We start from the raw sequence: 25,975 nt of genomic DNA on the forward strand, positions 1-25,975 counted from the left end.
TTATGGTAACGATTCTTAATATTATTTTTACAATTTCTATTATGAATCTAAATCCACGTTTAGACAACTTAGGGGGTCACTTCATATTATCTTAACTATTTCTTAGATAGTTCCTTGTATAATATAATCATTTCTTTTATTAAATCAATTGCCAACATACTTGTCATTAAATGATCTTGTGAATGCACCAATAGTACATTTACTTGTGTTGATACGCCTTTTGCTTCATTAATTAATAAATCAGTTTGTCCTTGATGTGACAAAGTAACTTCTTTTTCACTTTCTGCTATCAACACATCTGCTTCTGTAAAATCATGAGTTTTTGCTTTTGCTAAGGCTTCGAATGCAAGTCTGCGTGCTTCTCCGGCATGAGCAATTAAAGTCATTGAAACGGTTTCAATATCCATATTCTATACACTCCTCTCGTGATAAAATCTCACTTATAATGGAAATCATTTCCTATCGGTCGACCATTGATATGAATTAATTCTTTCCTTATGTGCAAAGTTTATTAAAATACTAGCACTTTATCAACCTTCTATTTTATTGATTATTTTTTCTTATTTATACACATTAACAGTAGTTTATACACTATTGATAATTTAGTGATATGTATAATAACATGACTACTGCACATTTATGTTTTATATAATCCTCAACATATATTATCTTCAATAAACATTCATACACTTCATACACTAAATAAAAAGAAAAGACATAATAATTATGTCTCTCTACTAAATCTTAAATTTTCTTAATAATACGAATAAGATTTTCTAATTCTTCATCCTTGTACTTAATATCAAAATAATTTTCTATTGGTTTCAAAATATCGTGTAAATCATTTAGAATCGTTTTATTCTTCATTAATATCCTTGTATCATCTTTTGATATTGGTATACTTTCATTCGATGTCAGTCGATTAATCGAGCCAGCTAAATGCATAAAAATTCCGACCCTTTGATCTTGATTCAATGAATACTTTTCATTTATCTGACCTATTATACTAGGTAAAATACGCTTAATTCCATCAATATCAAGTCCCGGTAGTTCTTCCTTTAAATTATTACAAATTCTTGTATATTCCATTTTACCTTTCATTGCTATTTCCACTCCACCAATTGATAATAACATTGTTAGTTTACTTGCTGGTAGTGAGAATAACTGTGCCACAGATATAAATGGAATATTATGTAGTTGTGGATTTTCTGTTCCTATGATATATAAAATATTATGCATTTCTCTTAAATGATTAATACTATCTATTAACTGTTTTGTATTATTCATAGCTAAAGGAATTACTTCAGCATTTTCAATATCTAAATGTTTATCAAGATATTGTTTAATCTGAATTGCTCCTCCTTCACCAGTCATACAAAGTGCTACAATTATGTTTTTCATCGACATTCGTTTATAGTTTTCCATTACATAAGGATAATAGCTTTCATAAGTTAATTTCAAATCATCTAATATTTCTGTAACATTATTTTTCATCGTTATCTTTCTTGCACACTCCAATGCCAGCAGTGTAGTTGGTGATACTAAGAAATGTATATTTATACCTGTTTCTTTAGCAATAGTCTCTCCCATTGTCTTTAATGAACCCATATCATACATCATCAACACTTCGCGTCCATTACTAATGTCAATTAGTAATGCTTTTAACTCCTCATAAGCATCATGTATATCCATATCCAATAATAAATCATATGCATATACTTGATCAGATTTCGTCAGTGAGGAAACCACATCCACCAATGATGATGCAGTAGATTCTCCATGCATTGCAATTAAGAACACTGGGTATTCACTTTTAATTTCATCTCTATTTCTTTGAATTAGAAACATTGTTACTAAAGCTGATTCATCATCATATAATTGAACTTGAAATTCCTGTTCAAGTTTTTTTAGAAATTGTGCACTAAAATGATATTCTTCTTTATTACTTTTCATATCATCGATTATTTCTTTATTTAATTTACGACGATCATGTACCCGTTCAATCGCAAATGAAAGGTGTAAGCATAACCCATAAAGAACTGAGCTAGGATATACTTTCTTGAATTTTTCGGATGCTTCATCTAAAAACTGATCTGTCAGTTCAATGAGATGTTGATCTACAATTTTTGAAAGCGATTCTTTATCAATATTTTCTTTTTCAATACCTTGGGTGAATGTATATAAACGTTTTTCTAGATCTGAAGTTATAATAACCTCTATATCCTCCATATTTAGTCCTTTACTCTTTAAACTATTTGTTGTTTCTTCTACCCACTCATATACTGTTTTCGAATTTTTATCTTCCTCTTTTACCTTTTCAACCTTATTATTTTCAAAACTATAGGTAGTATCCTGATTAATAAGTCTATTAATTTCCGGATAATTGTTTTTATATAAAAGTAACCCTTTTCGAATATATGATGGAAAATCTTCAAACAATAAATATAGACTATCTACATTACTTTGAAAACTTCTAGTATATGCATTTGCACACCCCATTCGTATATCGTCTTGCAGTTGTTTATAGTTACCACTGCAAGGATATAATAAAAGTCCATTTAATAAATAAGATTCAATATGAATCGGCTGCTTCATTTTAATCGATTCATTTATTAACTGTTTTTGTATAAACTCAAATCTCTCAGAAAGTTTTTTCTTTTTCAAATTAGGTAATTCTATTTTAACTGGTATAAACTCTTTTAATCTGGAATCAATTGAATAATCCGAAGACATTATAAGAATAGTATTATAATCATTTGTTGCTTTTGATACCAAATCATAAATAGTTGTTTTCCATTCATCTGGAACCAAATGAATATGATCAACAAACAGCACTCCATTTTCCGCAGATTTCAAAGCATTATTTTCAGATTCCATTAATGTATCTCTTAGACCTTTCATATTATGAATAAAGTAATTACAGTTTATTTTTATATATGGAGAATCACTATTTATTATCACTTTCTCAACCACATAGTCATAAATTGTTTGTGCGAATCGACTACTCCCACTCCCCTTTTCAGACATAAGTAAAATACTTAGGCGACCATCTGGATACATTACAGATGCTTTTGCTAATTGAATGGCATTTTTCAGACTATTATTATAACCAATGAGTTGTTGGAAGCTTGTACTCTCTTCTCCATTGTGTGTAGATTGTCCTGAAAGTCGATATAAAACAGGGCGACCATTTATTTTATCAAGAACTGATTCACTAACCAATTGATTCAAAATTGTAGAAACATTACTTCTTTGCATTTGCAGTTTTTCTGCTAAAAAAGTCGTTGAAAATTCAAACTCCCCTTCCATTCTTCCAGCAGTCTTTTGGATGACAGATAATATCATTTCTTTCTTACTCTTCATAACTACCTTCTTTCAATTTGCTCAAACAGACAAAACATATCTATATAATAATACTATATTCGATAATTCTAGTTAATACAAAACATTTTAAAAAACACAAGATTTTCATCTTATGTTTTTTGACAGATATTTAATAAAAATAATTGCTTTTGATATCATTCCCACTCAATTGTTCCCGTAGGTTTTGGTGTTAGATCATAAAGTACACGATTGACGTTTGGTACTTCTTTGACAATTCGATCGGTTACTTTCAATAAGACTTCCCAGTCTAGTAATTCAATTGTTGCTGTCATAGCATCAACTGTGTTTACTGCACGTAGAATTACTGGGTAATCAAATGAACGTTCGTGGTTTTTAACTCCTACTGATTTAAAATCAGGTACAACTGTAAAGTATTGCCATACTTTTTTATCAAGTCCATATTTCGCAAATTCTTCTCTAAGAATTGCATCAGATTCACGGACTGCTTCTAAGCGTTCTTTTGTGATTGCTCCTAGACATCTTACACCTAGACCAGGACCAGGGAAAGGTTGTCTAAATACCATATGTTCAGGCAATCCTAGTTCAAGACCACATGCACGTACTTCATCTTTGAATAATTGATATAATGGTTCAATTAATTTGAACTTCATATCTTCTGGTAATCCACCAACGTTGTGGTGTGATTTTACTACTTTTGCAGTTTTTGTTCCACTCTCAACGATATCTGGATAGATCGTTCCTTGTGCAAGATAATCAATACCATCTAGTTTATTTGCTTCTTCATCGAACACTACAATAAACTCATTCCCGATGATTTTACGTTTTTCTTCAGGATCTGAAACACCATCTAATTTTGATAAGAAGCGCTCACTTGCATCTACATAAATCAAGTTTGCATCTAGTTGATTTCTAAATACTTCAACTACATCTTCTGATTCACCTTTACGCATTAATCCATGGTTTACGTGAACACAAACAAGTTGTTTTCCAATTGCTTTAATTAGTAATGCAGCCACAACTGAAGAATCAACTCCTCCAGATAACGCCAACAATACTTTTTTATCTCCGACTTCATTTCGTACTCTTTCCACTTGGTCAGCTACGAAATTTTTCATATTCCATGTTTTTTCTGCTTTACATGTATCTAATACAAATGTTGAAAGTTCTGCTTCTGTAGGATAGTGATTAAGTCCATCCACTTTACTTGTTGGATGTTCAATCGCCATAATTGGTACACCAATTGAATAGATTTCATCATTTACATCAACAGCTTGTCCATCAACGATACGGTTTTCTCCACCATTAAGAATAATTCCTTTTACATTTGGTAAAGCTAGGATTTCTTCTTTTGTGATATCGTGTGGATAGATTTCGCTATACACACTTAACGCACGTATATCACGTGCTAATGTCGTATTTTCTGTACTCCCTAAATCGAGTATTACAATCATATCTTGCTTCATGTCATTCCCCTTATTATTCTGTATAGTTATCGAAGTATCCTTGAATTAGGACAACTGGTGTTCCTTTATCTCCAGAACCGCTTGTTAAGTCACTTAATGAACCAATAAGGTCGGTTAATTGACGAGGTGTTGTTCCTTGACTTGCCATATCACCAGTTAAATCTTCATCTTTTTCTTTAATTCTTGTTTTAATTGCTTCTTTTAATTCTTCACCATTTAAGTCCTTGAAATCATTATCGGCTAAGTATTTCAACTTTACTTCATTTGGTGTTCCTTTTAATCCACTTGTGTATCCTGGTGAAACGACAGGGTCTGCAAGTTCCCAAATTTTTCCTTGAGGATCTTTGAAAGCACCATCGCCATACACCATAACTTCAATATGTTTTCCCGTTTTATCTTTAATTTGTTTTTGGATATCTTCCACTAATTGTTGTGAATTGTTAGGGAATAATTTAATTGTATCTTCAGTTGCTTTATTTGAACCAAGTAATCCATATTCTGTATTAAATCCACTTCCATCAACCGGTGCATTTAATATATCATCCATTCCTAGAATACGGTTTCCACCGTTTTCTTTTAAGATACGTTTTGTTCTTTGACGCGTGTGAATATCACATGTTAATACATCTTTTGTATAATCTAAAATCACTTTTGGGTTGTTGGCAAAAATGATTTCACATGCACAGTCTTCACTTTCGATTAGTTCTTTGTAGTAACTAATGTAGTCAACACCTGTAAACTCATGTACTTCATAGCCAAATAATTCACGGTATTGTTCAAGTGATAATACATCACTGTATGGATTTACATTTGCTGCATCCAATTGTTCATACGTAAGTAGTCCGTTTCCAACTTCATCACTTGGATACGATAACATTAAGACAATTTTCTTTGCCCCTCTTGCCATTCCTTTTAAACAAATAGAGAAACGGTTTCTTGAAAGAATTGGAAACATTACCCCAATTGTTTCTCCACCTAATTTCGTTTGTACATCTTTTGCGATTGCATCAACGGTTGCATAGTTTCCTTGCGCTCTTGCGACAATCGACTCTGTCACCGAAATTACATCATTTTCACGAATTGATAAACCAATGCTATTTATTGATTCCAGTGCACTATCAACAACGATACTTGCTAAATCATCACCTTCACGAATAATTGGGCATCGTACCCCCATTGAGATTGTTCCAATTTTTCTATCCATTACGTTTCCTCTTTTCTTCATTCATTTATAACATCTTTATTATAATAGAAATTAGTCCAAAGAAGTAAAAAAAATGCAGAAATTTCATGATAAAGAAAAAATGCACACAAGATTGCATGCATTTTATGAGTTAATCGTTTTTATTTGTATAGTTTCCTTCTTTAACCACAACATCGTGTGCTCCACCTTCAACTAATGAAGTTGCAGAAACTAATGTAATTTTTGCTTTTTCTTGAAGTTCAGGAATCGTTAATGCTCCACAGTTACACATTGTATGTTTGATTTTGCTTAATGTTAAGCTTACATTATCCTTCAAACTACCTGCATAAGGAACATATGAGTCAACACCTTCCACAAATGAAAGACCTTCTTCTTCTCCACCTGTGTCATAACGTTGCCAGTTACGTGCTCTTGCACTTCCTTCTCCCCAGTATTCCTTCATGTATTGTCCATTTACGTTAATTTTCTTTGTTGGACTTTCATCAAATCTTGAGAAGTAACGACCTAACATAATAAAGTCAGATCCCATTGCTAAAGCAAGTGTCATGTGATAGTCATGAACAATTCCACCATCACTACAAATTGGAACATATACTCCAGTTTCAGCATAGTATTCATCACGTGCACGTGCTACTTCTTGAAGTGCAGTTGCTTGTCCACGTCCAATTCCTTTTTGTTCGCGGGTAATACAAATACTACCACCACCGATACCTACTTTAATGAAGTCAGCACCAGCTTCTGCTAGAAAACGGAATCCTTCACGGTCTACAACGTTACCAGCTCCACATTTTACTGTATCTCCATAGTTTTCTTGAATCCATTTTAAAGTTAAACGTTGCCATTCGGAGAACCCTTCACTTGAGTCGATACATAATACATCTGCTCCAGCTTTTACTAAAGCAGGAACACGTTCAGCATAATCTCTTGTGTTGATTCCAGCACCAACAACATAACTTTTGTCGCTATCCAATAATTCATTTGGATTTTCTTTGTGAGAATCGTAGTCTTTACGGAATACGAAATATTTAAGACGTTGATTATCGTCAATAATTGGAAGGGCGTTTAATTTATTATCCCAAATAATATCATTTGCTTCAGATAAAGAGATTCCATCTTTTCCTGTAATCAATTTTGCAAATGGTGTCATAAATGACTCGATTTTCGTTGTTTTATCCATACGTGAAACACGGTAATCACGACTGGTTACAACACCAACCATTTTCCCTTCAGCTGTACCATCTTCTGTAATTGCGATCGTACCATGCCCATTTTTCTTTTTCAATGCGATAACATCTGCCAACGTATCCGTTGGTTTTAAGTTTGAATCACTTGGCACAAATCCAGCTTTTGTTGCTTTAACTTTGGCAACCATTGCTGCTTCTTCTTCAATGGTTTGTGATCCATAAATAAAAGAGATTCCTCCCTCTTTTGCTAATGCAACAGCCATTTCATCACCTGAAACAGATTGCATAATTGCACTTACCATTGGAATATTCATAGTAATTGCAGATTCTTCCCCTTTTTTGAATTTCACAAGAGGGGTTTTCAATGTTACATTTTCTGGAGTTGACTCAGTACTTGAGTATCCAGGAACTAATAAGTATTCACTAAACGTACGTGATGGTTCTTTAAAATAAAACGCCATAATTACCTCCATTTTTCTTTGTATTAATTATAAGGGTTTAAAAGTTAAAGTCAACCGAACTTGAAAAGAGTTTTCATAAATTTTCATAACTCCATTTTTTCCTATTATTTTGTGTATTTTTCGTATGTATTTTATAAAGAAAAAGAGCAGAATTACTTCCACTCTTCGAACTCATCATAAACTTCTTTATACTCTTTTGCACTGTGTTCCCAACTCACGTCAGTTGCCATAGCATTTCGTACAAGTTGTTTGTAGTCTTTTGGATTGTCATAGTAACATTCCAACGCACGATATACAGCATCAACCATTTCCCAACCATTGAAATTGGCAAAGCTAAATCCAGTTCCTTCTTTTGTATATTGATTATATGGAATGACTGTATCTTTTAACCCACCAGTTTCTCTAACAATTGGTAAGGTTCCATAATGCATGGAGATAAGTTGTGAAATTCCACATGGTTCAAATTTTGAAGGCATCAAAAATCCATCACAGGCTGCATAAATTTGATGTGCAAGATCTTCATTGTAGCCGCAATAGAAGACAAACTTTCCTTTGTTTCCTGCTTCTACTGCTCGAAAATCATTTTCTATATCTGCATCACCACTACCAAGCACCACAATTTGCATATTTGCTGCAATCAAAGCACCCATTTCTTGTTGCACAAGATTCAATCCTTTTTGACCAGTTAATCGTGTAACTAATCCAACTACATATACATCTGGATCTTCTTGTAATCCAAGTGCTTTTTGTAATGCCAGTTTATTAAGTTTCTTGTTTTTGAAAACATTGACCTTATTGTAGTTATGTGGCAGTGTTGCATCTGTTTTTGGATTCCAAACATCTACATCAATTCCATTCACAATTCCACGTAAGCTTTGAGCACGCATTTGAAGTACATGTTCCAAATGTTCACCATACTCACTTGTTAGAATTTCTTGTGCATAAGTTGGTGATACGGTTGTCACCTTATCTGCATAGACAATTCCACTTTTCATAAAGGAAATTCCAGTATCAAAGCGAACATTTCCGTTGTCATATAAATGCATACTTAAACCTAAACATCCATCTAACATATCTTTAGAGAAGTTTCCTTGATATGCAAGATTATGAATGGTGTACACATGACGAATGTTTAAATAACGTGGATCGTGTAAGAAGTTTTCCTTACACATCACTGGAATCATACCTGTATGCCAATCATGCGAGTGCATCACATTTGGAAAATAGTCCAGTTGATTGCACATTTCAAGAACTGCTTTTTGGAAATATGCAAAACGTTCACCATCATCTTGATAACCGTAAAGTGCACCTTCACGTTCAAAATACCCTTGGTGTTCAACAAAGTAGTAACGTACATCTTCATAAACGCTTGTTAATAAACGTACAGGTACTTCTACATAATTGATATTTACAGAATACTCACAAACAAATTCTAATTCTTCGTGATTTTTTTCAGCGATTTTTTTATACAATGGGATAACAACACGAACATCCAATCCCAACTTTAATAATTCTTTTGGTAGAGAACCAACAACATCTGCAAGTCCACCACTCTTAATATATGGCAGTGCTTCTGCTGCCACAAATAATACTTTTTTCTCACTCATTAATAACACCTAAATCCGATCACTTCGTTTAATGTATACAGGTTGATCTGCAGTTCCTTCAACTTTTTTCACTTTGTTGATGACTGCATTTTTATCCACAACTGCGTATTCAACAACAACATCTTTACCAATTTTTGTTCCAGGTAAGATAATCGAATTTCTAACAACAGCTCCTTCTTCAACAATACATCCACGTGAGATAATACTGTTTTCAATCGTTCCTGAAATCAAACATCCATTTGATACCAGTGAACCTGTTGCTTTTCCACTTTTAAAGTAGTGTGCAGGACTTGAGTCATTAGTTTTTGTATAAACGGGTAAGTCATTATCAAATAATTCATTACGTGTATTGATATTTAATAAATCCATTGAGCAATCAAAGTATGCTTTAAAACTATTGATTGCATATAAGTATCCTTTGTATTGGTAGCCACGAATATCTAAGTATGCAGTTGCATCTAATACCATATCGCGCATCCAATATAGAGATGAGGTAGTGACTGCTTGGTCAATCATCGCTAAGAAGATATCTTTATTCATAATATATGTATCCATGGAAATATTACAATTTGCTTTTCCACCCAGGTTAAGATTCATACTCTTAACCCCTTTTTGTCTATTTAGTTCAATCACATCACAGTTGATAAATGCTTCATCTGCATTGTTTACATTTTTATACATCATTGTAATGTCTGCACCTGAATCCTCATGTGCTTTAATAACATCATTAAAATCAACTGTATATAACATATAGTTTGAAGTAATCACCACATATTTTTGAGGCATTTCTTCAATACGTTGTCTATTGTAGTTAAATGAGTGAACATCATTTTGGTAAATACGACTTGCTTGATTATCTTCATCAAACAAGATTTTTAATTCTCCACGTTTGGTATTGATGTTGTACTGACGTCCAGCTCCAACATGTGCAATAATACTTCGTGGTTTTTCATTTACATATAATTGAATATTTTCAATTCCTGAGTTTGTTAGGCTTGATAAAGGGAAGTCAATCAAACGGTAACGTCCAAGAAATGACGTTGCTCCCATGGAACGGTATTGGCTTAGCCCTTCAATTTCAAAACCTTTGTTTGAATATACAACAATTCCAAATGCATCAGCCATTACGCTTTTCCCCCTTTACTTGCAATCACATTTTCACTAATCAATTCGATTTCTTTACTGTCCTTGCTACCAACAACAGCATTTTGACCAATGATTACATCTTCCTTGACAATCACTCGATCCAAAATCGCACCAGGTTCAACAATAACACCTGGTAATAATACAGAGTCACGAACAATCGCACCTTCACCAATTACGCAACCAAGTGATAACACCGAACGTTCCACACACCCATGAATTTCACACCCTTGGTTAATATACGAATGAACAACCGTTCCCGTCTCGCCAATATAGTGTGGTAATGATGTTGAATCTTCTGAGTAAATCTTCCAGTTAGGATCATTTAGATTGATCTTATCTGGGTGATATAGTAAGTCCATATTTGATTCCCATAGTGAATCAATTGTACCTACATCTTTCCAATATCCACCAAACGTATATGCATATAAACGTTTGTGTTCTTCTAACATCTTTGGAATGATGTTTTTCCCAAAGTCATGCACTGAATCTTTATCAGTTGCATCATCTGTTAACATCTTACGAAGTTGTTTCCAGTTGAAAATATAAATCCCCATACTTGCCAAATTACTCTTTGGTTGTTCTGGCTTTTCTTCAAACTCTACAATTCTTCCTTCGCTATCCGTATTCATAATCCCAAAACGGCTTGCTTCTTCCATTGGTACTTCAAGTACTGCAATCGTTGCATCTGCTCTATTTTTGACGTGCTCTTCTAGCATCATCTCATAGTTCATTTTATAGATGTGATCTCCAGATAAAATCAAAACATACTCCGGATTGTGTCGATCTAAGAAATCGATATTTTGTGTAATCGCATCTGCAGTTCCTTCATACACATTTAAATCTGCTTCTGCTTTTTCACGTGGTGGAAGTACATAGACACCACTGTCAAATGTATCAAGTCCCCATCGTTGTCCTTGACTTGCATATGCATTTAATAGTACTGACTCATACTGCGTCAATACTCCAACGACATTAATATTACTGTTTGCACAGTTACTAAGTGGAAAGTCGATGATTCGATATTTTCCACCAAAATGTACTGCTGGTTTTGCCACAGTATCAGTTAAGGCATGCAATCGAGACCCTCTTCCTCCAGCTAGAATCATTGCTACCATATTACTAGCTTTCATAATAAATAACCCCCTCTTTTCGTATTGTTATACATAAATCATACAACATACTAAAATAAAACACTATGGTTTTAATCGATATAGTTATGCAATACTTATACTTTGTCTTTTTCGTTTAAGAAAGTGGAAAATTCAGTCGTTGCAAAATAAAAGTGAGTTATATATATAACCCACTCGACTGTATAAATATCTTATTTTTGTGCTGCAGTAATTACTGATACAGAATAGATTTCTTCTGCATTACACCCACGACTTAAGTCATTGATTGGTGCATTAAGACCTTGAAGAATTGGTCCAACAGCTTGGAATCCACCAAGACGTTGTGCAATCTTGTATCCAATATTTCCAGCTTCAATTGAAGGGAAAATAAATGTATTACATTTTCCTGCAACTGTTGAATCTTTTGCTTTTGTGTTAGCAACTTCTGGTGAGATGGCAGCATCAAATTGCAATTCTCCATCTACTGGGAAATCTAAGTTCATAAGTTTTAAACGGTTTGCAGCATTACGTACTTTATCTACGCTAGGTCCTGCACCAGATCCTAATGTTGAATAAGATAATAATCCCATTGCTGGTTCAACACCAAACACTCTAGCAGTTGCTGCAGTTTCAATTGCAATTTCAACAAGTTGATCTTCTGTTGGATCAATGTTGATTGCACAATCACTCATTACATATTTTTCATCTCCACGAGCTAAAATAAATGCACTTGATACAAGTTTTGCTCCTGGTTTTGTTTTGATAATTTGTAAAGCAGGACGAACTGTATCAGCAGTTGAATATGTTGCTCCACCAACAAGTCCATCTGCAAGTCCCATAGCAACTAGCATCGTACCAAAGTAGTTCCCTTTTTTTACAGCTGCACTTGCTTGTTCTTTATCCATTTTTCCTTTACGAAGGTCAACAAGTTTTTGAACCATTTCATCATGTCCTTCATAGTTTTCTGGATCGATAATTGTAATTCCAGTAATGTCAAATCCTCCAGCATTAGCTGCTGCTTTTACTTCTTCTACATTTCCTAATAAGATTGGTGATAACACTCCATCTTTTTGTAGTTTAGCAGTTGCCTCTAAAATACGAACATCTGTCCCTTCTGGGTAAACAATGCGAATGTTTTTCCCTTTAATTTTATCTAACATACATGTTAACATTTTTCTCTTACCTCTTTCTTTGCGATACTTTCCGTATCTATTATACTCCTTTTATACAACTTTTCACATATCTTGTTTGATATAAAGAAATATATGGAAGCGCATGCATTATGCAAAAAAATCCTATTATTGATATAGGACCTTTTTACATATTATATAAGTACACGTTGTTCAATATATGTATACGTTTGTGGTGCATTTGATAATAATGTTTGTTTATCATAATAGTAAAAGACAACTGCATTCGCTAACCATTCATATGTATTATCATTCATGTTTGCACTAAATTTTACAGGTAGTTTCCCTTTTTCACTTACATAGATTGCTTCAAATTCTGGCGTGCGGGAAATTGTTGAATAAAAGTCATATGCATGAGTTGCTTCATGTAGAGCAGTTGTTGCATAATACGCGGCTCCATTTAACCATAGACGGCCATCACTATATGCCATACCTAAATATGGATAGGGTTTGCTAGTATCAATCAGTATTGTATGAAGATTGCATTGATTATAAGTAACGGGAAGTGATTCAAGTTCATTTACATATGAGCGAATCACATCATCAGATACATCGCTTCCAGCAATAATCTTCCAGCCACGAACTTGTAAATTGCTACGATCCAAACTTGACATACTTGGACTTTGACTTGCTAGTGATTCTGTTGGTGCGATACTTTGTATTTGCGTTTGTGGCTGTATTACAATCTCTTTTTCATGTACATGAACATGTATTTGTTTACGTGAAGATTTTTGATTTACATCACTTGCCTCAATAACAATCGAATAATCACCAGCAACTTCAGTATTTACATCGTTTTCAATAATGTCATAGTTTAGTTTTCCATCAACGACATCATATGCTGCAATTTCCAGTTGTTCGATACTAAATGTATCCCCTACTTCAAGCTCGATTTCATCTACCTTGGTTTCAATAATAGGTACTTGTGTATCTTCCATTTTGACATATACATCAACTACTTCATTTGCTACATCATCTGTACTATCTGACGTTTTTACTTCAACAGTAAAAATATATGCATCTACATCTTTTTGTGCTTCCTCTTTAAAAGTTACAATCACTTTATCGTCTCTTAATAACGCACTTGTAACTTCATCTTTAATTTTATCTTTGGTGTTATATTCCACTGTGATTTCTTTATGTGAATATAACATTTCACTTGCGCTTGCTTGATTGGTAAATATAAAAGCTCCGACCATGATTACAATTAAAATCATGAAAATTCCCCATTTTTTTCTCATCTACTCTCTCCTTCACACACAGTTTATTTATATTTGCGATGATACATCTATATATCGCATAAATGATAATTGCAGTTCCCTATTGCAACAAATAATCATTTAACAAATAGAACCATTTTCCATTATAAATACTAGCACATCATGTAGCAATGTCAATTGAAGTCCACAGGCAAATAAAAAGTCACTTGAGTGCCTTTCTAAACATCTTTAGGAACAAATAAATCTTGCATATCTACTTGCTCGTGTTGCAATAGTGTAATCTTCTTTTCGATTCCTCCAGCATATCCAGTCAAACTTCCATTTGTTCCTACTACACGATGACAAGGAATAATAATGGAAATGGGATTGTGTCCAACTGCTCCACCGATTGCTTGTGCGGACATTCGTTTGATGCCTTTAGCTTTTGCGATTTGTTTTGCAATATCTTGATAGGTAATTACTTGCCCATAGGGAATACGCATAAGAATATCCCATACATCTTTGCGAAATGGCGTTCCTACTGGAGCTAAATGCAATTCATCAATTGCTGGTTTCTCGTTACGGAAATAACGATCTAACCAACGTTTGGTTTGCATGATTATTTTATGTTGATCATCATTTCTCATTTCTTCGTTGATATTTTGTTTGTAATACTTTTGGTCTTTCATCCATACACCAAGTAGTGCATCATCATTTACTGCAATTAATAGTTCACCAATTGGTGAGTGATATATTGATTGTATAATCATGTTGTTTCTCCATTCTACTGATTTTCTAATTCCCACAAGCCAATGGTTATATAGCTACGATATGGTTTATATACATCAAATACTTTTTGATCCTCAATTGCATATTGCTGGAATCGTTTTTTTATTACATAATCTGAAGTTAAAAGAATATCTGTATCGATAAACGTACGTAACGCAACATAATCGAACGTCCAAGCTCCGATACCTCGTATTGCACATACCATCTGTTTTGTTTTCTTGTAGTCAGTCATACCTTGCAATTGCAAATTTATTGTACTTAGCAAGTTTGCTACACCCTTTAGAGCATCTACTTTGGTACGTGTCAGTCCTAGTGGACACAGTACATCATATGCATGATCCATACTTGCCACTTTTTCTGGTGTTGGAAATGCATATTGAAGTCCTTCTATATGTGAACTTACTGGTTCACCAAACTGTTCACTAAATCTACCTAACACTTGGATTGCTTGTTTCACACTGACTAATTGTCCAATAATCGCACGGCACACCATTTCAAAATCATTTGGTGAGCCTGGAATACGCGTTCCTATTTTATAGCAATCAGGAATTATCGTATTCGCTGACTCTAAGTGCTCATATATAAGATATGGATCACTATGTAAATCAAACAAATGCCGTACTTTACGAATGACTTGTGGCAATACTTGAATAAGACTTTCAGATATGGTTAATTTTAAGACACTCTGTTTTTCGTCATTTTCAACGATAATGATTCCATAGATGTATGTATCATTTTGTTTGATTGTTAACACTCGATAATATGTCTTATTTTTGATTTTCTCAATACCTGGTATGAGTCGATTTGCCAGAAAAGTTAATAACGCATCATACCGAAATGGTTTCTTATATCCAAGTTTTACGGTAATCGTGTCATCCTTCACCTTTTGACAACCCTTGCGAAAGTGACTTGGGCTCATCCGATATTGCACTTTAAATGCATCATTGAATCTTCGTAAACTTCTAAACCCAGCAGCATATGCAACATCAACAATACGTAAGGAAGTATCAGTTAATAAGTTTTTCGCTAATAACAAACGTGCCGTATCTATGTAATTCTTTGGTGAGATATGCAACTCTTCTTGAAATATTCTTCGCAAGTGTCGATCACTAACTTTCAGCGTTTGAGCTAATTCAGACATACTATGTTCTTCTACATATCCATCATCGATAAGTTGTAATGCTTGTTTCAATATTTGTTTTGTATGATCTACTTTAGCACTTCCTGGTGCAAGTTCTGGTCGACAGATTAAACAAGGACGAAACCCATGTAGTTCGGCTTCTGCTGCACTTTTATAGAAGGTGCAATTTTGTTTTTTTGGCATCTTTGCACTACACACAGGTCGACAATAGATTCCAGTCGAGGCAACACTCATAAAGTATTTTCCATCAAAGCGAATATCTTTTGCTTGAAATGCTTGATATAGATAATCTAAGTTTTCTTTCATATTGCTACCTCCTTACTGCAAGTATACCACCAATACACAAAGATACTCGCTATTTTCGGACATAAAAAAAGTAATTGCCAATTTTCAGCAATTACTTCATTTTCACTATTTTTGTTTACTTGCAAAAGATACTTTGTGGACAAGTTTCACCAAACTAAAGCCAACGACAATATCAATCGGTATCATTACACAAGCTTTTACCACTCGAATAAACATCGACACAAACCATGGTATGTGATACATCACATCTAACCATAAAGGTGTAAGAATAATCGAATATAATACTTCACCTACAATTGCAATCATCATCCATTTTGCAAATGCTGCAGCCGTATCTTCTTTTTGATTTTTTTGCATATATCGCAATACGACAAATAAGACAACAATCGCTACACTAATAAATAAGACAATCGACAATTTCATCACCGTTGTAATTGCCACAATATCTTGTCCAACTTGGATTTCATCCATTTGGAAAATATATACTGCAGCACCAACACCCAAGCATAATAATACCGTATATATTATACGAAATGCGAGTTTTGGTTCCATCGACTGGCTTTTTACATACCATAGTGATGGTAGTAAAGTAACCAAGACGTGACTAAGGGTAAACCCTAAAAACGGTTGATCGGTTGGGACAATTAATAAACCAACAAGGTCAAAAACAAGTCCAACCAAGTATGCCCATGATGGTGATAAACTACTACCTGCGACAATTAAGACAAGTATCACAAAGGATAGTTTCACACTTGGTACCCCAAAGAAGGGGATCATCACCGACAAAGCATTCATAACGGATGCTAATAAGACAAACATTGCGGCGAACACAATATTCTGAATGGTAACTTGAAGGGGATATTTTTTAAATACAAATAAACATAACCCAATAAGCACCAACAAACAAATAACTTGGACGAGTAAATCGCCACCTGAAAAACCTGAAAACATAATTTGTTTGCTACTCAAATGAGTAATAGAATTCCTGTTTCGGCGTGCGTACACTCCACAGGCGTAAATTCCGCTAGAAGGTTTTTCTTCCCGCGTACATTCTAAAACTTAAGAAAGAGTAGACTCTCCTTTCTTTAAAAACATGTCTCGTACTTCTGCAATAAAATACAAAGACCCACATACAAGTAAGATATGCGACTCATCCATCAGTTCGTTGATGGCTTTACGATAGTCTTTGATGATTTTGACATCCTTTCCTGCTGCAATCGTTTCAGCTGTTGCAGCACGTGGAAAATCAAATTCACACACAGTGATATCATCGCTTATTTCCATTAATAAATCGATCATCTCCCCATATGGTTTATCAGCTAGAGCACTAAACAATACTCTAATATTATCATACTCACGACACGAGTCAACAAGAGCACGCATACCTTCAACATTATGTGCACCATCAATAATAACTCGAGGATGTTTTTGAATTTCTTCGAATCTTCCTTTCCAAATTGCATTTCGTATTCCTTGATGCAAGTCTTGATCACTAAATGTAACTAATTCACGTTGTCGCAATTGCAATAATGCTTCTATTGCCAAACTTGAGTTTTTTGCTTGGTATTTTGCCAATGTTTGTTGGTTAAAGTGCATATCACGATACGTAAAGTGAAGCATATCATCCACATATACATCACGTGGATCATCACATACGATCATTTGACTGTCGACTTGTTTGCATACGTTCGCAAAAACATCTAAGCATTCTTGTCTACGCTCCATAGTCACAAGTGGTGTGTGTGCTTTAATGATCCCTGCTTTTTTCTCAGCAATTTCAACATAAGTTTTACCCAAGAATTCCATATGGTCCAACCCGATATTTGTAATTACACTGATCATTGGAAAAATGATATTTGTTGCATCACGGTCTCCACCCATTCCTACTTCGAAAATCGCTAAATCAACTTTTTGGTCCACAAAATATTGAGCCGCAATAAACATATCGATTTCAAACATGCTTAAATCGTGTTCCACCCATTTTTCATAGTATGTATTTGCATAATCAACAATTGCTTGATCACTAATAAACGTATCATTGATACGAATTCGATCATGATGAGTTTCCAAATACGGTGATGTAAACGTTCCTACTTTATAACCAGCTTCCATCAATACGTGATTCATCGCATTAACGGTGCTACCTTTTCCATTTGTCCCAGCTACATGTATACATTTTAGCTGAAGGTGTGGATTTCCTACTTCTTCCATAAATGCTTTTAGAGACAACAATTGTAATCCATTGCGTTTTTTTACTTCTATTTTATCGATGACTTGTTTTGAGTTTGTAAATTTCATCATTTATAATCTCCAATCAATTTCTGTTTCATTATGTTCCTTTAAGAATGCATTGGTTTGTGAGAATGGTTTACTACCAAAGAACCCACGATATGCACTTAATGGAGATGGGTGTACACTTTCCAAAATAAGATGATTTGGATTATGCAACAACGCTTTCTTTTCAATCGCTTGTTTTCCCCATAAGATAAAGACAATCGGTGTATCTTGTTTATCAAGCTCCATCAATACACGATCTGTAAAGATTTCCCAACCTTTTCCTTTATGTGAATTGGCTTTATCTTTTTCTACAGTTAATACCGTATTTAATAATAAAACGCCTTGTTTTGCCCAGTTGGATAAATCACCAAACAAAGGAATTTCATATCCCATATCCGCTTTTAATTCCTTAAAAATGTTCTGTAGACTTGGTGGTATTTTTACACCCATTTCCACAGAAAAAGCAAGACCCATCGCTTCATTTTGTCCATGGTAAGGGTCCTGTCCTAAAATAACAACCTTTACTTGTGTATCTTTAAGTAATTCAAAAGCATGAAACCATTGTTCTTTTGGTGGGTAGATGGTTTTACTTTGCATCTGTTCATCTAAAAACTTCATTAGTTTTTGATAATACGGTTGTGTTTGTTCGTTTGCTAAAAATGTATCAAATTTCATAATATCTTTTCTCAATGGCAAAATTATATCATAAAAGCTTATGACTTCGACATCATTATGACATGTTCGCATCAATATAAAGAAAAACATGCCATTTTAGACATGTTATCTCACTTTTGTGATTAATACTCCATATGGATATACATCAAATTGATCCACATTGTGATCTTGTACAATTCCATCACTGAAGATAATGGTTTGACTTTCTAGTGGTTGCACATGAAATGTTTCTCCTGTTGGATTAAAATACACATGAAGTTCATGATCTTCATCACTTACTTTATACACCAACATTTTTTCATCCACATGATCATAAATCACATGATCATAGATATCTTCAACTTCTCGTTTACGAAATACTGGGTACATCTTTCGTAAGGAAATTAAATCTTTTGTATAGGTTACAACATCAGCATTTTTTGCGATTAATGTATAATCCAATCGATTGATATCATCACCACTATTGTATGAATTACGAACCCCTTTTTTCGTGCGTAAGAATTCTTGTCCAGCATGTAAAAATGGAATTCCTTGCGCAAGCAAGACAAATACAAGCATCATCTTGTGTTTCTTACGTTTGATTTCATTTGGCTCATCTGCGCAAGCTAAATTAATGTAATCAAATGATGTATACCCATCATGACAAACCACATAGTTTAGTGCATGGGTTGGTGAACTAAAGATTTTGTGATACCCAAAATCACCTACACTTGCACCAAGCACATTCATCGTTTGAAACATACGTGCTACATTACCTAATGCATACCCTTTATCATAATAGGTATTGCTTGGATCTCCTTTAACTGCTTGACGAAACACATCTGAAAAATGCGCAACATGCTCCATTTTCTCATTATTTATAATGGCAGCACGCTTGTCTTCTTGTAAGCTTGAAGGCATATTCCAACCTTCTCCATATATCATAAAGTCCGCTTTTTTTGCTTTTGCTTTTTTGCTTATCTCATTTAAAGTATCCACATCAAGAATTCCCATCAAGTCAAAGCGTAACCCATCAATATCAAAATAATCAATCATATATTGACTACTAGCAACAATCATCTTTCTACACATCAAGCGTGATGAATCAATATCATTTCCACACATGGATGCATTTGTATATGTGTAGTCATCAGTAATTTGGAAATAGTAATATGGTACAGTTTTATATAAACTTGAACTCTCTATCTCATATAAGTGATTATAGACAACATCGATATTCACACGCATATCTTTCTTATGAAACTCTTGGATCATCATTTGGCATTCATAAATACTCTGTTCGGGGTTGAACGGATTACTCCCATATGCATTTGATAAACTAAACCAGTGGTTTACATCATAGCCCCAATTGTAGAATTTCTTTGGACGACTATCATCCACACCAAAAAAGTCAAAGATGGGAAGCAATTGCACATGTGTAATTCCTAAAGATGCAAAGTAATCAATTCCTGTTTTGGAGTGATTGGACATCCCAAGCGCTTGAAAGGTTCCAGCTTCACTAGCATCACGAACACTTAACTCATAAACAACGGCATCGACTTCCGATTCGATTGGTGTTTTTGGTTGTATACACTGTGGTTTTTGTGGATTTACAACAATACTATAATGTGCATTTGCATCAACTGCTTTACCATAGGGGTCAATTGTCGCAAAGATATGGCCATTCACACTAACTAAATAATGATAGCGTTGATGTAATACATCTTCATAAACTTTACGTGAATACACTCCATGTTCATCACGAAACATCGGATAGATGATACGTTCTCCATTGAGTATTTCTAAATCTACACGGTAAGCAGTAGGTGCCCAAACTTTAAACATCGTTCCATTTTTATCATAACTAACACCTAAGTCATCCCCATCATAATAAAAGCGTTGTTCAAAACGATCCGTTTTCACAACCATGGCAAATTCGAGCGGTGTTCGTCTTCCTAATTCGTGAACCACATCATATTGAATTCCATAAGTGATTGGTTTACTCAGTTTACAGGTATAACAAATATAGTCATCCACTTCTTCTTGGCTTTCAACCATGAGATCTAAAAAATGATGATCGGTATCTTCCATATAAAAACTCACTGGAATCTCAGTGATACTTTCTTTCTTTCGATATATATGCAACAAATCTTCATCATCAAGATATGCTTCAAAAAAACTATGCATTCTCATATTCTACTTACCTCTTCTTATGTATTATACCATGTTCATGTTTACGAAAAAAATAAGGTACACTGTACAGAATTGCTGTACTTATGTTGTATGATGTAATTTATGTTGAAAACCTAATTATATGGTAAAATTAAATAGAACAAAGCACATTATCAATGAGGTGAAACGAAATGAATATTCATGATGAAATAAGATTATATGATAAAGTTCTAGAATTGATTCCTGGAAATTTTTATGATGACGAAGATTATCCAAATGATGTATTGGTGGATGTTATGGATGGAAAAGGAGAGTTACCCGATAAATATAAGCCATATATAGAGAAGGCAAAAAAAATGTTAAATTTGACACCTTAATGTAGGCTGCTGAAAAAGTCTAAACTGTAGTAAAAGTGAAACAAACGGAATTGATGTAGGTGGAGTTGTTGGAGATGGATGTGGTCTTTTAGGTATATCCATACAAGGAGCAAGTGCGATATTCCTCTCAAATATGAGAAGAATTGAGAAATTGATGAAAGAAAAAACGAAGAATAATGGATAGAAATCCAATTAATTCTTCGTTTTTTTCATATGTTTAAATAAATTTGCTTAAATTGTCTGAATGTTTAGAATACTGATAATTCAAGCAAGTTCTTTTTCAGCAACCTCACACTGTGCCTTACATTCTATAGATAAATAAATCCAATTGGTGTTCCACGTTGTGCGCATAATGCAGCATAACTCATTTGACTTGTTAGTGTATATTGAATTGCTACATCTAAACTTGTCCACGTTGGAAGTCCACCACCTGGTGCATTAACATTTGCTTCAGAAATGGTAATTGTTCCACCACCATAACTTTCAACGAATGCGACGTGACCATAATATCCATGTCCCCAAACCGCAATTGCATTTGTTCTTGGTTCGCTTCCTACACTATATCCACGTGCAGCAGCTGTACCATACCAATCTTGTGCATTTCCAGTTGGAAGTCCCATGTAACTACCGTTATTTACTTCATTTGCACGTCCATATGCATACCATGTACATTGTCCAATGTATTGCGCTACAAATGGGTTTAATCCTGTAGTATACCAACCAGAATACCAATCACGGTTCCAGTTTAGTGATCCACTTCCTGCATTTGGTGGTGCTGCCATTGTTGGCATCAATCCGGTCATCGAATCCACCATGGAATCCGCAGATGCAATTTGTGCACGCAATTGTTCTTGTTTTGTAAGAATCTCATTATATGCAAGTTCTGCTTTTTCTTTTTCTTGTGCAAGTTGTACACGTTGTACTTCTAAGTTTTGTTTTTCTAATTCGTGTGTTTCTTTAACCCGAACTTTTTCCGTTTTTGCTGCTTCAAGTTGCTTAACTTCTTCTTTAAGTTCATCCATCAATTTACGGTCCGCGTCATTGATAGTTCCAATACTTTCACTACGTTGAATGAAATCAACTAAATCTTCCGCACCCATAATGAAGTCAACATATTCATTTGCATTGATAGAGACTTGAACATCAAGTAAACGTTCCAAGATTTTCTCTTTTCTTGCTTGTACTTTTTCTTCATGTAAAGCAATTGCTACATCTGCTTTTGCGATTTCATCTGCAATACTTTGAATTGCAGCTTCTTGCATTGCAATTTCGCCTTCTTTATTTGCTACATCTTCTTTTGCCTTTGTGTAGTATGCACCAAGTTCATCAATGTTTCCTTGAATTGCATTGATCTCACTTTGCGCATTATTTTTTTGCTGTGTTCCAGCATTTATTTTTCCTTGTAAGTAATTGCGGTATTCATTACATTTCGCAATTGTATTTTGATCTGTCGTATACTGCGTACATAACTCTGTCCAGTATCCTTCATTTCCTTCAAACTCACTTTTTCTTTGTACGTTTGGATTTTGAATGTTGAACCCAACCAACATTGCTACTACAAGTATACCTGCAGTAATTTGTTTTATTCCTTTCGCTAAATTCATTGATGACCTCCTATGAACTATCGCTTCCATTTTAAGTTTTTATTGATTGCTAGCAAACTACCGATAAATCCAACGAAAATACCGATGGCTAGTAAAATCCCACTCAAGTATACCACAAATGGTAGTGGAGCTAATAATGTAAACATCGAAGTTAACATATGTCCACCAAGCATATCATATACATACCCATATCCAAATATCGTCAATAAGATTGGAATGATGGAACCTAGTATCCCGATAAAGATTCCTTCAAATAAGAATGGTGCTTTAATAAAACTGTTACTTGCTCCTACATTACGCATAATTGCGATTTCTTCACGTCGGTTATGGATATTAATTTTAATCGTGTTTGAAATTAAGAACATCGCTAGAAAACTAAGTGCCGCAATGAAAATTCCACCATAAATACGAATGCTATTAAATCCTTTAATCATTGCATTTACACTATCTCCACCATAGTTTGCATCCATGATGCCATCTATTTCTAAGATCTTTTTCTTAATTGCTGGTACGTTTTTTCCTTCATCTGCATCTACATAAAATGCTGCTGGCAAAGGATTACTATTTTTAAAACTGTTGTATTTTCCTTTACTTTTTTCATCATTGATTAATAAATCCAACTGTTCGCTAGCACTTGAATAACGCACATTTGTGACATGATCAATAGACTTTAATTTTGTTTCCAATTCTGGAATTTGAGTATCTTCCACAATCGTATCCACACGTGCTAACACTTGAATGTGTGTTTCGATATTTGTGGTAAAACTTGAAACGTTAAATGCAGCAACTGCAAATAACATGATTAAAATCAGTGTAACTGTAACCGCAAAAATACTGGAAACAGATGCTCCCAGGTTTCTTACAATGCTTTTACATGCTTTTTTTATATTATAAGGTATTGATTTGATAGCTCTAATCATTATCCTTTTCCCTCTTTTCCGAAATTCATCTACTAAACAATTATAGCAAACTTCACATGACAAACCAAACTTTTACATCATAAATGTAAAAAAATATGAATGAATGGTTCATAAAAAAATAGTAGCATATTACACGCTACTATCGTTTCCATTTTAAGTGTTTGTTTACAGATAGTAAACTACCGATTGCTCCAACAACAATTCCTGCTAACAGCAAAATCAGTGCAATGTTTCCAATAAATGGCATTGGCTTATATAAGCGGAAAACATCAGTCAAGATTCGTCCATTAAAGTAATCATAAAGCACGTGATATCCAACCATACTTACAATGATTGGAATAATGGAACCAATGGCACCAATCATCATCCCTTCAAAGATGAATGGGATTTTAATAAACCAGTGGCTTGCTCCTACATTACGCATAATTGCAATTTCATTACGGCGGTTTTGAATCGCTACTTTGATCGTATTTGAGATTAGGAAAATCGCAAGTACACAAAGCACTCCAACAAAGATGGCACCACCAAGGCGTACTTGGTTAAAAACATTCACCATACCTAAGGTTGATTCTCCACCATAGTTTGCATCATATACATTTTCAATTTTTACAGCTACATCACGCACAGTTGCCAGCGCTTCACCTTCTTTTACATCCAAATAGAATGCAGGTAAGAATGGTTTATCTTCGCGTAAACTTTCGTATTGTTCTCCACCTTGTTCCGTGTTTTCAATCAGTTTATCAAATTCTTGATCACTTGATGAATACGTAACACTTTTCACATTTGGAATACGTTCTAGTTCTGCTTTGATTTCATCTTCTCTAGCTTTTGGTGTATCGCGTTCAACACGTACTTGTACTTGTACTGCACCTTCTACTTGAGAAATGAAGTGATCCAAGTTCAATGCTGAACATAGAAAAATAGAAATCAAAATCAAGGTTACCGTAACCGCAAGTGCACTTGAAATTGTACTTGGTATATTACGACGCAAAGAATTGAATGCACTTTTTAGAAAGAATGGGATGGAGCGAAAAAACTTACTCATGGTTAATGTAACCACCCTTCATCATATCTGCAACAATGTATCCTTCCTCAAGTGCGATCGTACGCTTTTTAAAAGAATCCACCAATTGTTGGTCATGTGTAACCATTACAATTGTCGTTTTTTCTTCTTCATTGATACGTTCTAGTAAACGCATAATTTCACTTGATTTTTCAGGGTCAAGGTTTCCGGTTGGTTCATCAGCAACCAACACTTTGGGACGATTGGCAATTGCACGACCAATCGTTGCTCTTTGTTGCTGCCCACCACTTAATTCACGTGGGAAACAACGTGCCTTGTCTTCCAAATCTACAAGTTGTAATACTTCACGAACTCGTTTACGAATTTCGTGTTTATTTTCACCGATTGCTTCCATCGCAAAAGCGATATTTTCAAATACGGTTAAATTTGGTAATAAACGGAAATCTTGGAAGACAACTCCAATATTACGACGGTAATATGGAACTTTCTTAAATTTCAGTTTTCCTACATTTGTATTTACTACAGTTACTGTTCCTTCATCAGGAACTTCCTCTCCATCGATGAGTTTAATAAATGTAGATTTTCCTGAACCTGTTGGTCCAATCAAGTATACAAACTCACCTTCAGAAATATGAAGGGTCATATTTTTTATCGCATGTACCCCGTTCGGATACGTTTTAGATACGCCCACAAAATCGATCATTGTTACTCTCCTGGTATATTATAAATGACTCATGTAACAGTCATCTACAGCATACCTTTCCTTTCTATCAACCGTATTTAAACCATGGTTGATTATGGTT

The 25,975-nt window shown here is 34.3% G+C and carries 21 protein-coding genes; 1 reads left to right on the plus strand and 20 read right to left on the minus strand.

Annotated elements, in window-relative coordinates:
* Positions 1-95: 95 nt before the first annotated feature.
* The 16 genes from EDD63_RS08940 to pulA form a co-directional block, all read right to left on the minus strand.
* Positions 96-407 (minus strand): PTS lactose/cellobiose transporter subunit IIA, encoded by a 312-nt coding sequence (locus EDD63_RS08940; protein ID WP_134170610.1) that lies wholly within the window; start codon positions 405-407, stop codon positions 96-98.
* A 337-nt stretch (positions 408-744) separates the two neighbouring features.
* Entirely contained in the window at positions 745-3,363 is a 2,619-nt protein-coding gene (locus tag EDD63_RS08945) for a PRD domain-containing protein (protein ID WP_134170612.1), read from the minus strand.
* A gap of 155 nt (positions 3,364-3,518) precedes the next feature.
* Complete coding sequence (guaA, locus tag EDD63_RS08950) at positions 3,519-4,808, minus strand: glutamine-hydrolyzing GMP synthase (protein WP_134170614.1); 1,290 nt, start codon at positions 4,806-4,808, stop codon at positions 3,519-3,521.
* Positions 4,809-4,821: 13 nt separating this feature from the next.
* Positions 4,822-6,012 (minus strand): coenzyme F420-0:L-glutamate ligase, encoded by a 1,191-nt coding sequence (locus tag EDD63_RS08955; protein WP_134170616.1) that lies wholly within the window; start codon positions 6,010-6,012, stop codon positions 4,822-4,824.
* A 130-nt stretch (positions 6,013-6,142) separates the two neighbouring features.
* Positions 6,143-7,657, minus strand: a complete 1,515-nt coding sequence (locus EDD63_RS08960) for an IMP dehydrogenase (RefSeq protein WP_134170618.1) — start codon at positions 7,655-7,657, stop codon at positions 6,143-6,145.
* Between the two features lie 152 nt (positions 7,658-7,809).
* Positions 7,810-9,264, minus strand: a complete 1,455-nt coding sequence (glgA, locus tag EDD63_RS08965) for a glycogen synthase GlgA (protein ID WP_134170620.1) — start codon at positions 9,262-9,264, stop codon at positions 7,810-7,812.
* 9 nt (positions 9,265-9,273) lie between these two features.
* Positions 9,274-10,389 carry a glucose-1-phosphate adenylyltransferase subunit GlgD gene (gene glgD, locus EDD63_RS08970; protein ID WP_134170622.1) on the minus strand — a complete coding sequence of 372 codons (1,116 nt, stop codon included), beginning with the start codon at positions 10,387-10,389 and terminating at the stop codon, positions 9,274-9,276.
* Positions 10,389-11,540, minus strand: a complete 1,152-nt coding sequence (locus EDD63_RS08975; protein WP_134170624.1) for a glucose-1-phosphate adenylyltransferase — start codon at positions 11,538-11,540, stop codon at positions 10,389-10,391. The genes glgD and EDD63_RS08975 overlap by 1 nt, the downstream gene beginning before the upstream one ends.
* A gap of 191 nt (positions 11,541-11,731) precedes the next feature.
* Positions 11,732-12,691: a phosphate acetyltransferase gene (gene pta, locus EDD63_RS08980; protein ID WP_134170626.1), complete on the minus strand. Its 960-nt coding sequence runs from the start codon at positions 12,689-12,691 to the stop codon at positions 11,732-11,734.
* A gap of 152 nt (positions 12,692-12,843) precedes the next feature.
* Positions 12,844-13,950, minus strand: a complete 1,107-nt coding sequence (locus EDD63_RS08985; protein WP_134170628.1) for an anthrax toxin lethal factor-related metalloendopeptidase — start codon at positions 13,948-13,950, stop codon at positions 12,844-12,846.
* Between the two features lie 197 nt (positions 13,951-14,147).
* Positions 14,148-14,678 (minus strand): methylated-DNA--[protein]-cysteine S-methyltransferase, encoded by a 531-nt coding sequence (locus tag EDD63_RS08990; RefSeq protein WP_134170630.1) that lies wholly within the window; start codon positions 14,676-14,678, stop codon positions 14,148-14,150.
* Between the two features lie 14 nt (positions 14,679-14,692).
* Positions 14,693-16,144 (minus strand): Ada metal-binding domain-containing protein, encoded by a 1,452-nt coding sequence (locus EDD63_RS08995; RefSeq protein ID WP_134170632.1) that lies wholly within the window; start codon positions 16,142-16,144, stop codon positions 14,693-14,695.
* Positions 16,145-16,249: 105 nt separating this feature from the next.
* Positions 16,250-17,095 (minus strand): folate family ECF transporter S component, encoded by an 846-nt coding sequence (locus tag EDD63_RS09000; RefSeq protein ID WP_134170634.1) that lies wholly within the window; start codon positions 17,093-17,095, stop codon positions 16,250-16,252.
* Positions 17,096-17,203: 108 nt separating this feature from the next.
* Positions 17,204-18,445, minus strand: a complete 1,242-nt coding sequence (locus tag EDD63_RS09005; protein WP_134170636.1) for a bifunctional folylpolyglutamate synthase/dihydrofolate synthase — start codon at positions 18,443-18,445, stop codon at positions 17,204-17,206.
* On the minus strand, positions 18,446-19,096 hold the full coding sequence (locus EDD63_RS09010; protein ID WP_134170638.1) for a uracil-DNA glycosylase: 651 nt from the start codon (positions 19,094-19,096) through the stop codon (positions 18,446-18,448).
* A gap of 105 nt (positions 19,097-19,201) precedes the next feature.
* Positions 19,202-21,268, minus strand: coding sequence for a type I pullulanase (pulA, locus tag EDD63_RS09015; protein ID WP_134170640.1), 2,067 nt, complete (start codon positions 21,266-21,268; stop codon positions 19,202-19,204).
* A 170-nt stretch (positions 21,269-21,438) separates the two neighbouring features.
* Between pulA and EDD63_RS09020 the strand changes: the two genes are divergently transcribed.
* On the plus strand, positions 21,439-21,624 hold the full coding sequence (locus tag EDD63_RS09020) for a hypothetical protein (RefSeq protein ID WP_134170642.1): 186 nt from the start codon (positions 21,439-21,441) through the stop codon (positions 21,622-21,624).
* Between the two features lie 308 nt (positions 21,625-21,932).
* Here EDD63_RS09020 and EDD63_RS09025 read toward each other — a convergent pair whose 3' ends face one another.
* The 4 genes from EDD63_RS09025 to ftsE all read right to left on the minus strand — a co-directional run bounded on the left by EDD63_RS09025 (position 21,933) and on the right by ftsE (position 25,875).
* Complete coding sequence (locus EDD63_RS09025; protein WP_166667602.1) at positions 21,933-23,228, minus strand: CHAP domain-containing protein; 1,296 nt, start codon at positions 23,226-23,228, stop codon at positions 21,933-21,935.
* 17 nt (positions 23,229-23,245) lie between these two features.
* The gene (ftsX, locus tag EDD63_RS09030; RefSeq protein WP_134170646.1) at positions 23,246-24,148 is read right to left on the minus strand and encodes a permease-like cell division protein FtsX; all 903 of its coding nucleotides are present in this window, start codon (positions 24,146-24,148) and stop codon (positions 23,246-23,248) included.
* 139 nt (positions 24,149-24,287) lie between these two features.
* A complete protein-coding gene (gene ftsX, locus EDD63_RS09035; RefSeq protein ID WP_134170648.1) occupies positions 24,288-25,193 on the minus strand; it encodes a permease-like cell division protein FtsX in 906 nt (301 codons plus the stop codon).
* The gene (gene ftsE / locus EDD63_RS09040) at positions 25,186-25,875 is read right to left on the minus strand and encodes a cell division ATP-binding protein FtsE (protein ID WP_134170650.1); all 690 of its coding nucleotides are present in this window, start codon (positions 25,873-25,875) and stop codon (positions 25,186-25,188) included. The genes ftsX (EDD63_RS09035) and ftsE overlap by 8 nt, the downstream gene beginning before the upstream one ends.
* Positions 25,876-25,975: the final 100 nt, after the last annotated feature.

The organism is Breznakia blatticola (assembly GCF_004365815.1).
GTDB lineage: Bacteria > Bacillota_I > Bacilli_A > Erysipelotrichales > Erysipelotrichaceae > Breznakia > Breznakia blatticola.

Bases quoted from the DNA above. Each gene is read 5' to 3' on its own strand.
- ftsE (WP_134170650.1), bottom strand. From the start codon at position 25,875: ATGATCGATTTTGTGGGCGTATCTAAAACGTATCCGAACGGGGTACAT.
- pulA (WP_134170640.1), bottom strand. From the start codon at position 21,268: ATGAGAATGCATAGTTTTTTTGAAGCATATCTTGATGATGAAGATTTG.
- EDD63_RS08945 (WP_134170612.1), bottom strand. From the start codon at position 3,363: ATGAAGAGTAAGAAAGAAATGATATTATCTGTCATCCAAAAGACTGCT.
- EDD63_RS08985 (WP_134170628.1), bottom strand. From the start codon at position 13,950: ATGAGAAAAAAATGGGGAATTTTCATGATTTTAATTGTAATCATGGTC.
- EDD63_RS08990 (WP_134170630.1), bottom strand. From the start codon at position 14,678: ATGATTATACAATCAATATATCACTCACCAATTGGTGAACTATTAATT.
- EDD63_RS09020 (WP_134170642.1), top strand. From the start codon at position 21,439: ATGAATATTCATGATGAAATAAGATTATATGATAAAGTTCTAGAATTG.
- EDD63_RS08940 (WP_134170610.1), bottom strand. From the start codon at position 407: ATGGATATTGAAACCGTTTCAATGACTTTAATTGCTCATGCCGGAGAA.
- EDD63_RS08975 (WP_134170624.1), bottom strand. From the start codon at position 11,540: ATGAAAGCTAGTAATATGGTAGCAATGATTCTAGCTGGAGGAAGAGGG.
- glgD (WP_134170622.1), bottom strand. From the start codon at position 10,389: ATGGCTGATGCATTTGGAATTGTTGTATATTCAAACAAAGGTTTTGAA.
- EDD63_RS08960 (WP_134170618.1), bottom strand. From the start codon at position 7,657: ATGGCGTTTTATTTTAAAGAACCATCACGTACGTTTAGTGAATACTTA.
- EDD63_RS09010 (WP_134170638.1), bottom strand. From the start codon at position 19,096: ATGAAATTTGATACATTTTTAGCAAACGAACAAACACAACCGTATTAT.
- ftsX (WP_134170648.1), bottom strand. From the start codon at position 25,193: ATGAGTAAGTTTTTTCGCTCCATCCCATTCTTTCTAAAAAGTGCATTC.
- pta (WP_134170626.1), bottom strand. From the start codon at position 12,691: ATGTTAACATGTATGTTAGATAAAATTAAAGGGAAAAACATTCGCATT.
- glgA (WP_134170620.1), bottom strand. From the start codon at position 9,264: ATGAGTGAGAAAAAAGTATTATTTGTGGCAGCAGAAGCACTGCCATAT.
- ftsX (WP_134170646.1), bottom strand. From the start codon at position 24,148: ATGATTAGAGCTATCAAATCAATACCTTATAATATAAAAAAAGCATGT.
- EDD63_RS09025 (WP_166667602.1), bottom strand. From the start codon at position 23,228: ATGAATTTAGCGAAAGGAATAAAACAAATTACTGCAGGTATACTTGTA.
- EDD63_RS08995 (WP_134170632.1), bottom strand. From the start codon at position 16,144: ATGAAAGAAAACTTAGATTATCTATATCAAGCATTTCAAGCAAAAGAT.
- guaA (WP_134170614.1), bottom strand. From the start codon at position 4,808: ATGAAGCAAGATATGATTGTAATACTCGATTTAGGGAGTACAGAAAAT.
- EDD63_RS08955 (WP_134170616.1), bottom strand. From the start codon at position 6,012: ATGGATAGAAAAATTGGAACAATCTCAATGGGGGTACGATGCCCAATT.
- EDD63_RS09000 (WP_134170634.1), bottom strand. From the start codon at position 17,095: ATGTTTTCAGGTTTTTCAGGTGGCGATTTACTCGTCCAAGTTATTTGT.
- EDD63_RS09005 (WP_134170636.1), bottom strand. From the start codon at position 18,445: ATGATGAAATTTACAAACTCAAAACAAGTCATCGATAAAATAGAAGTA.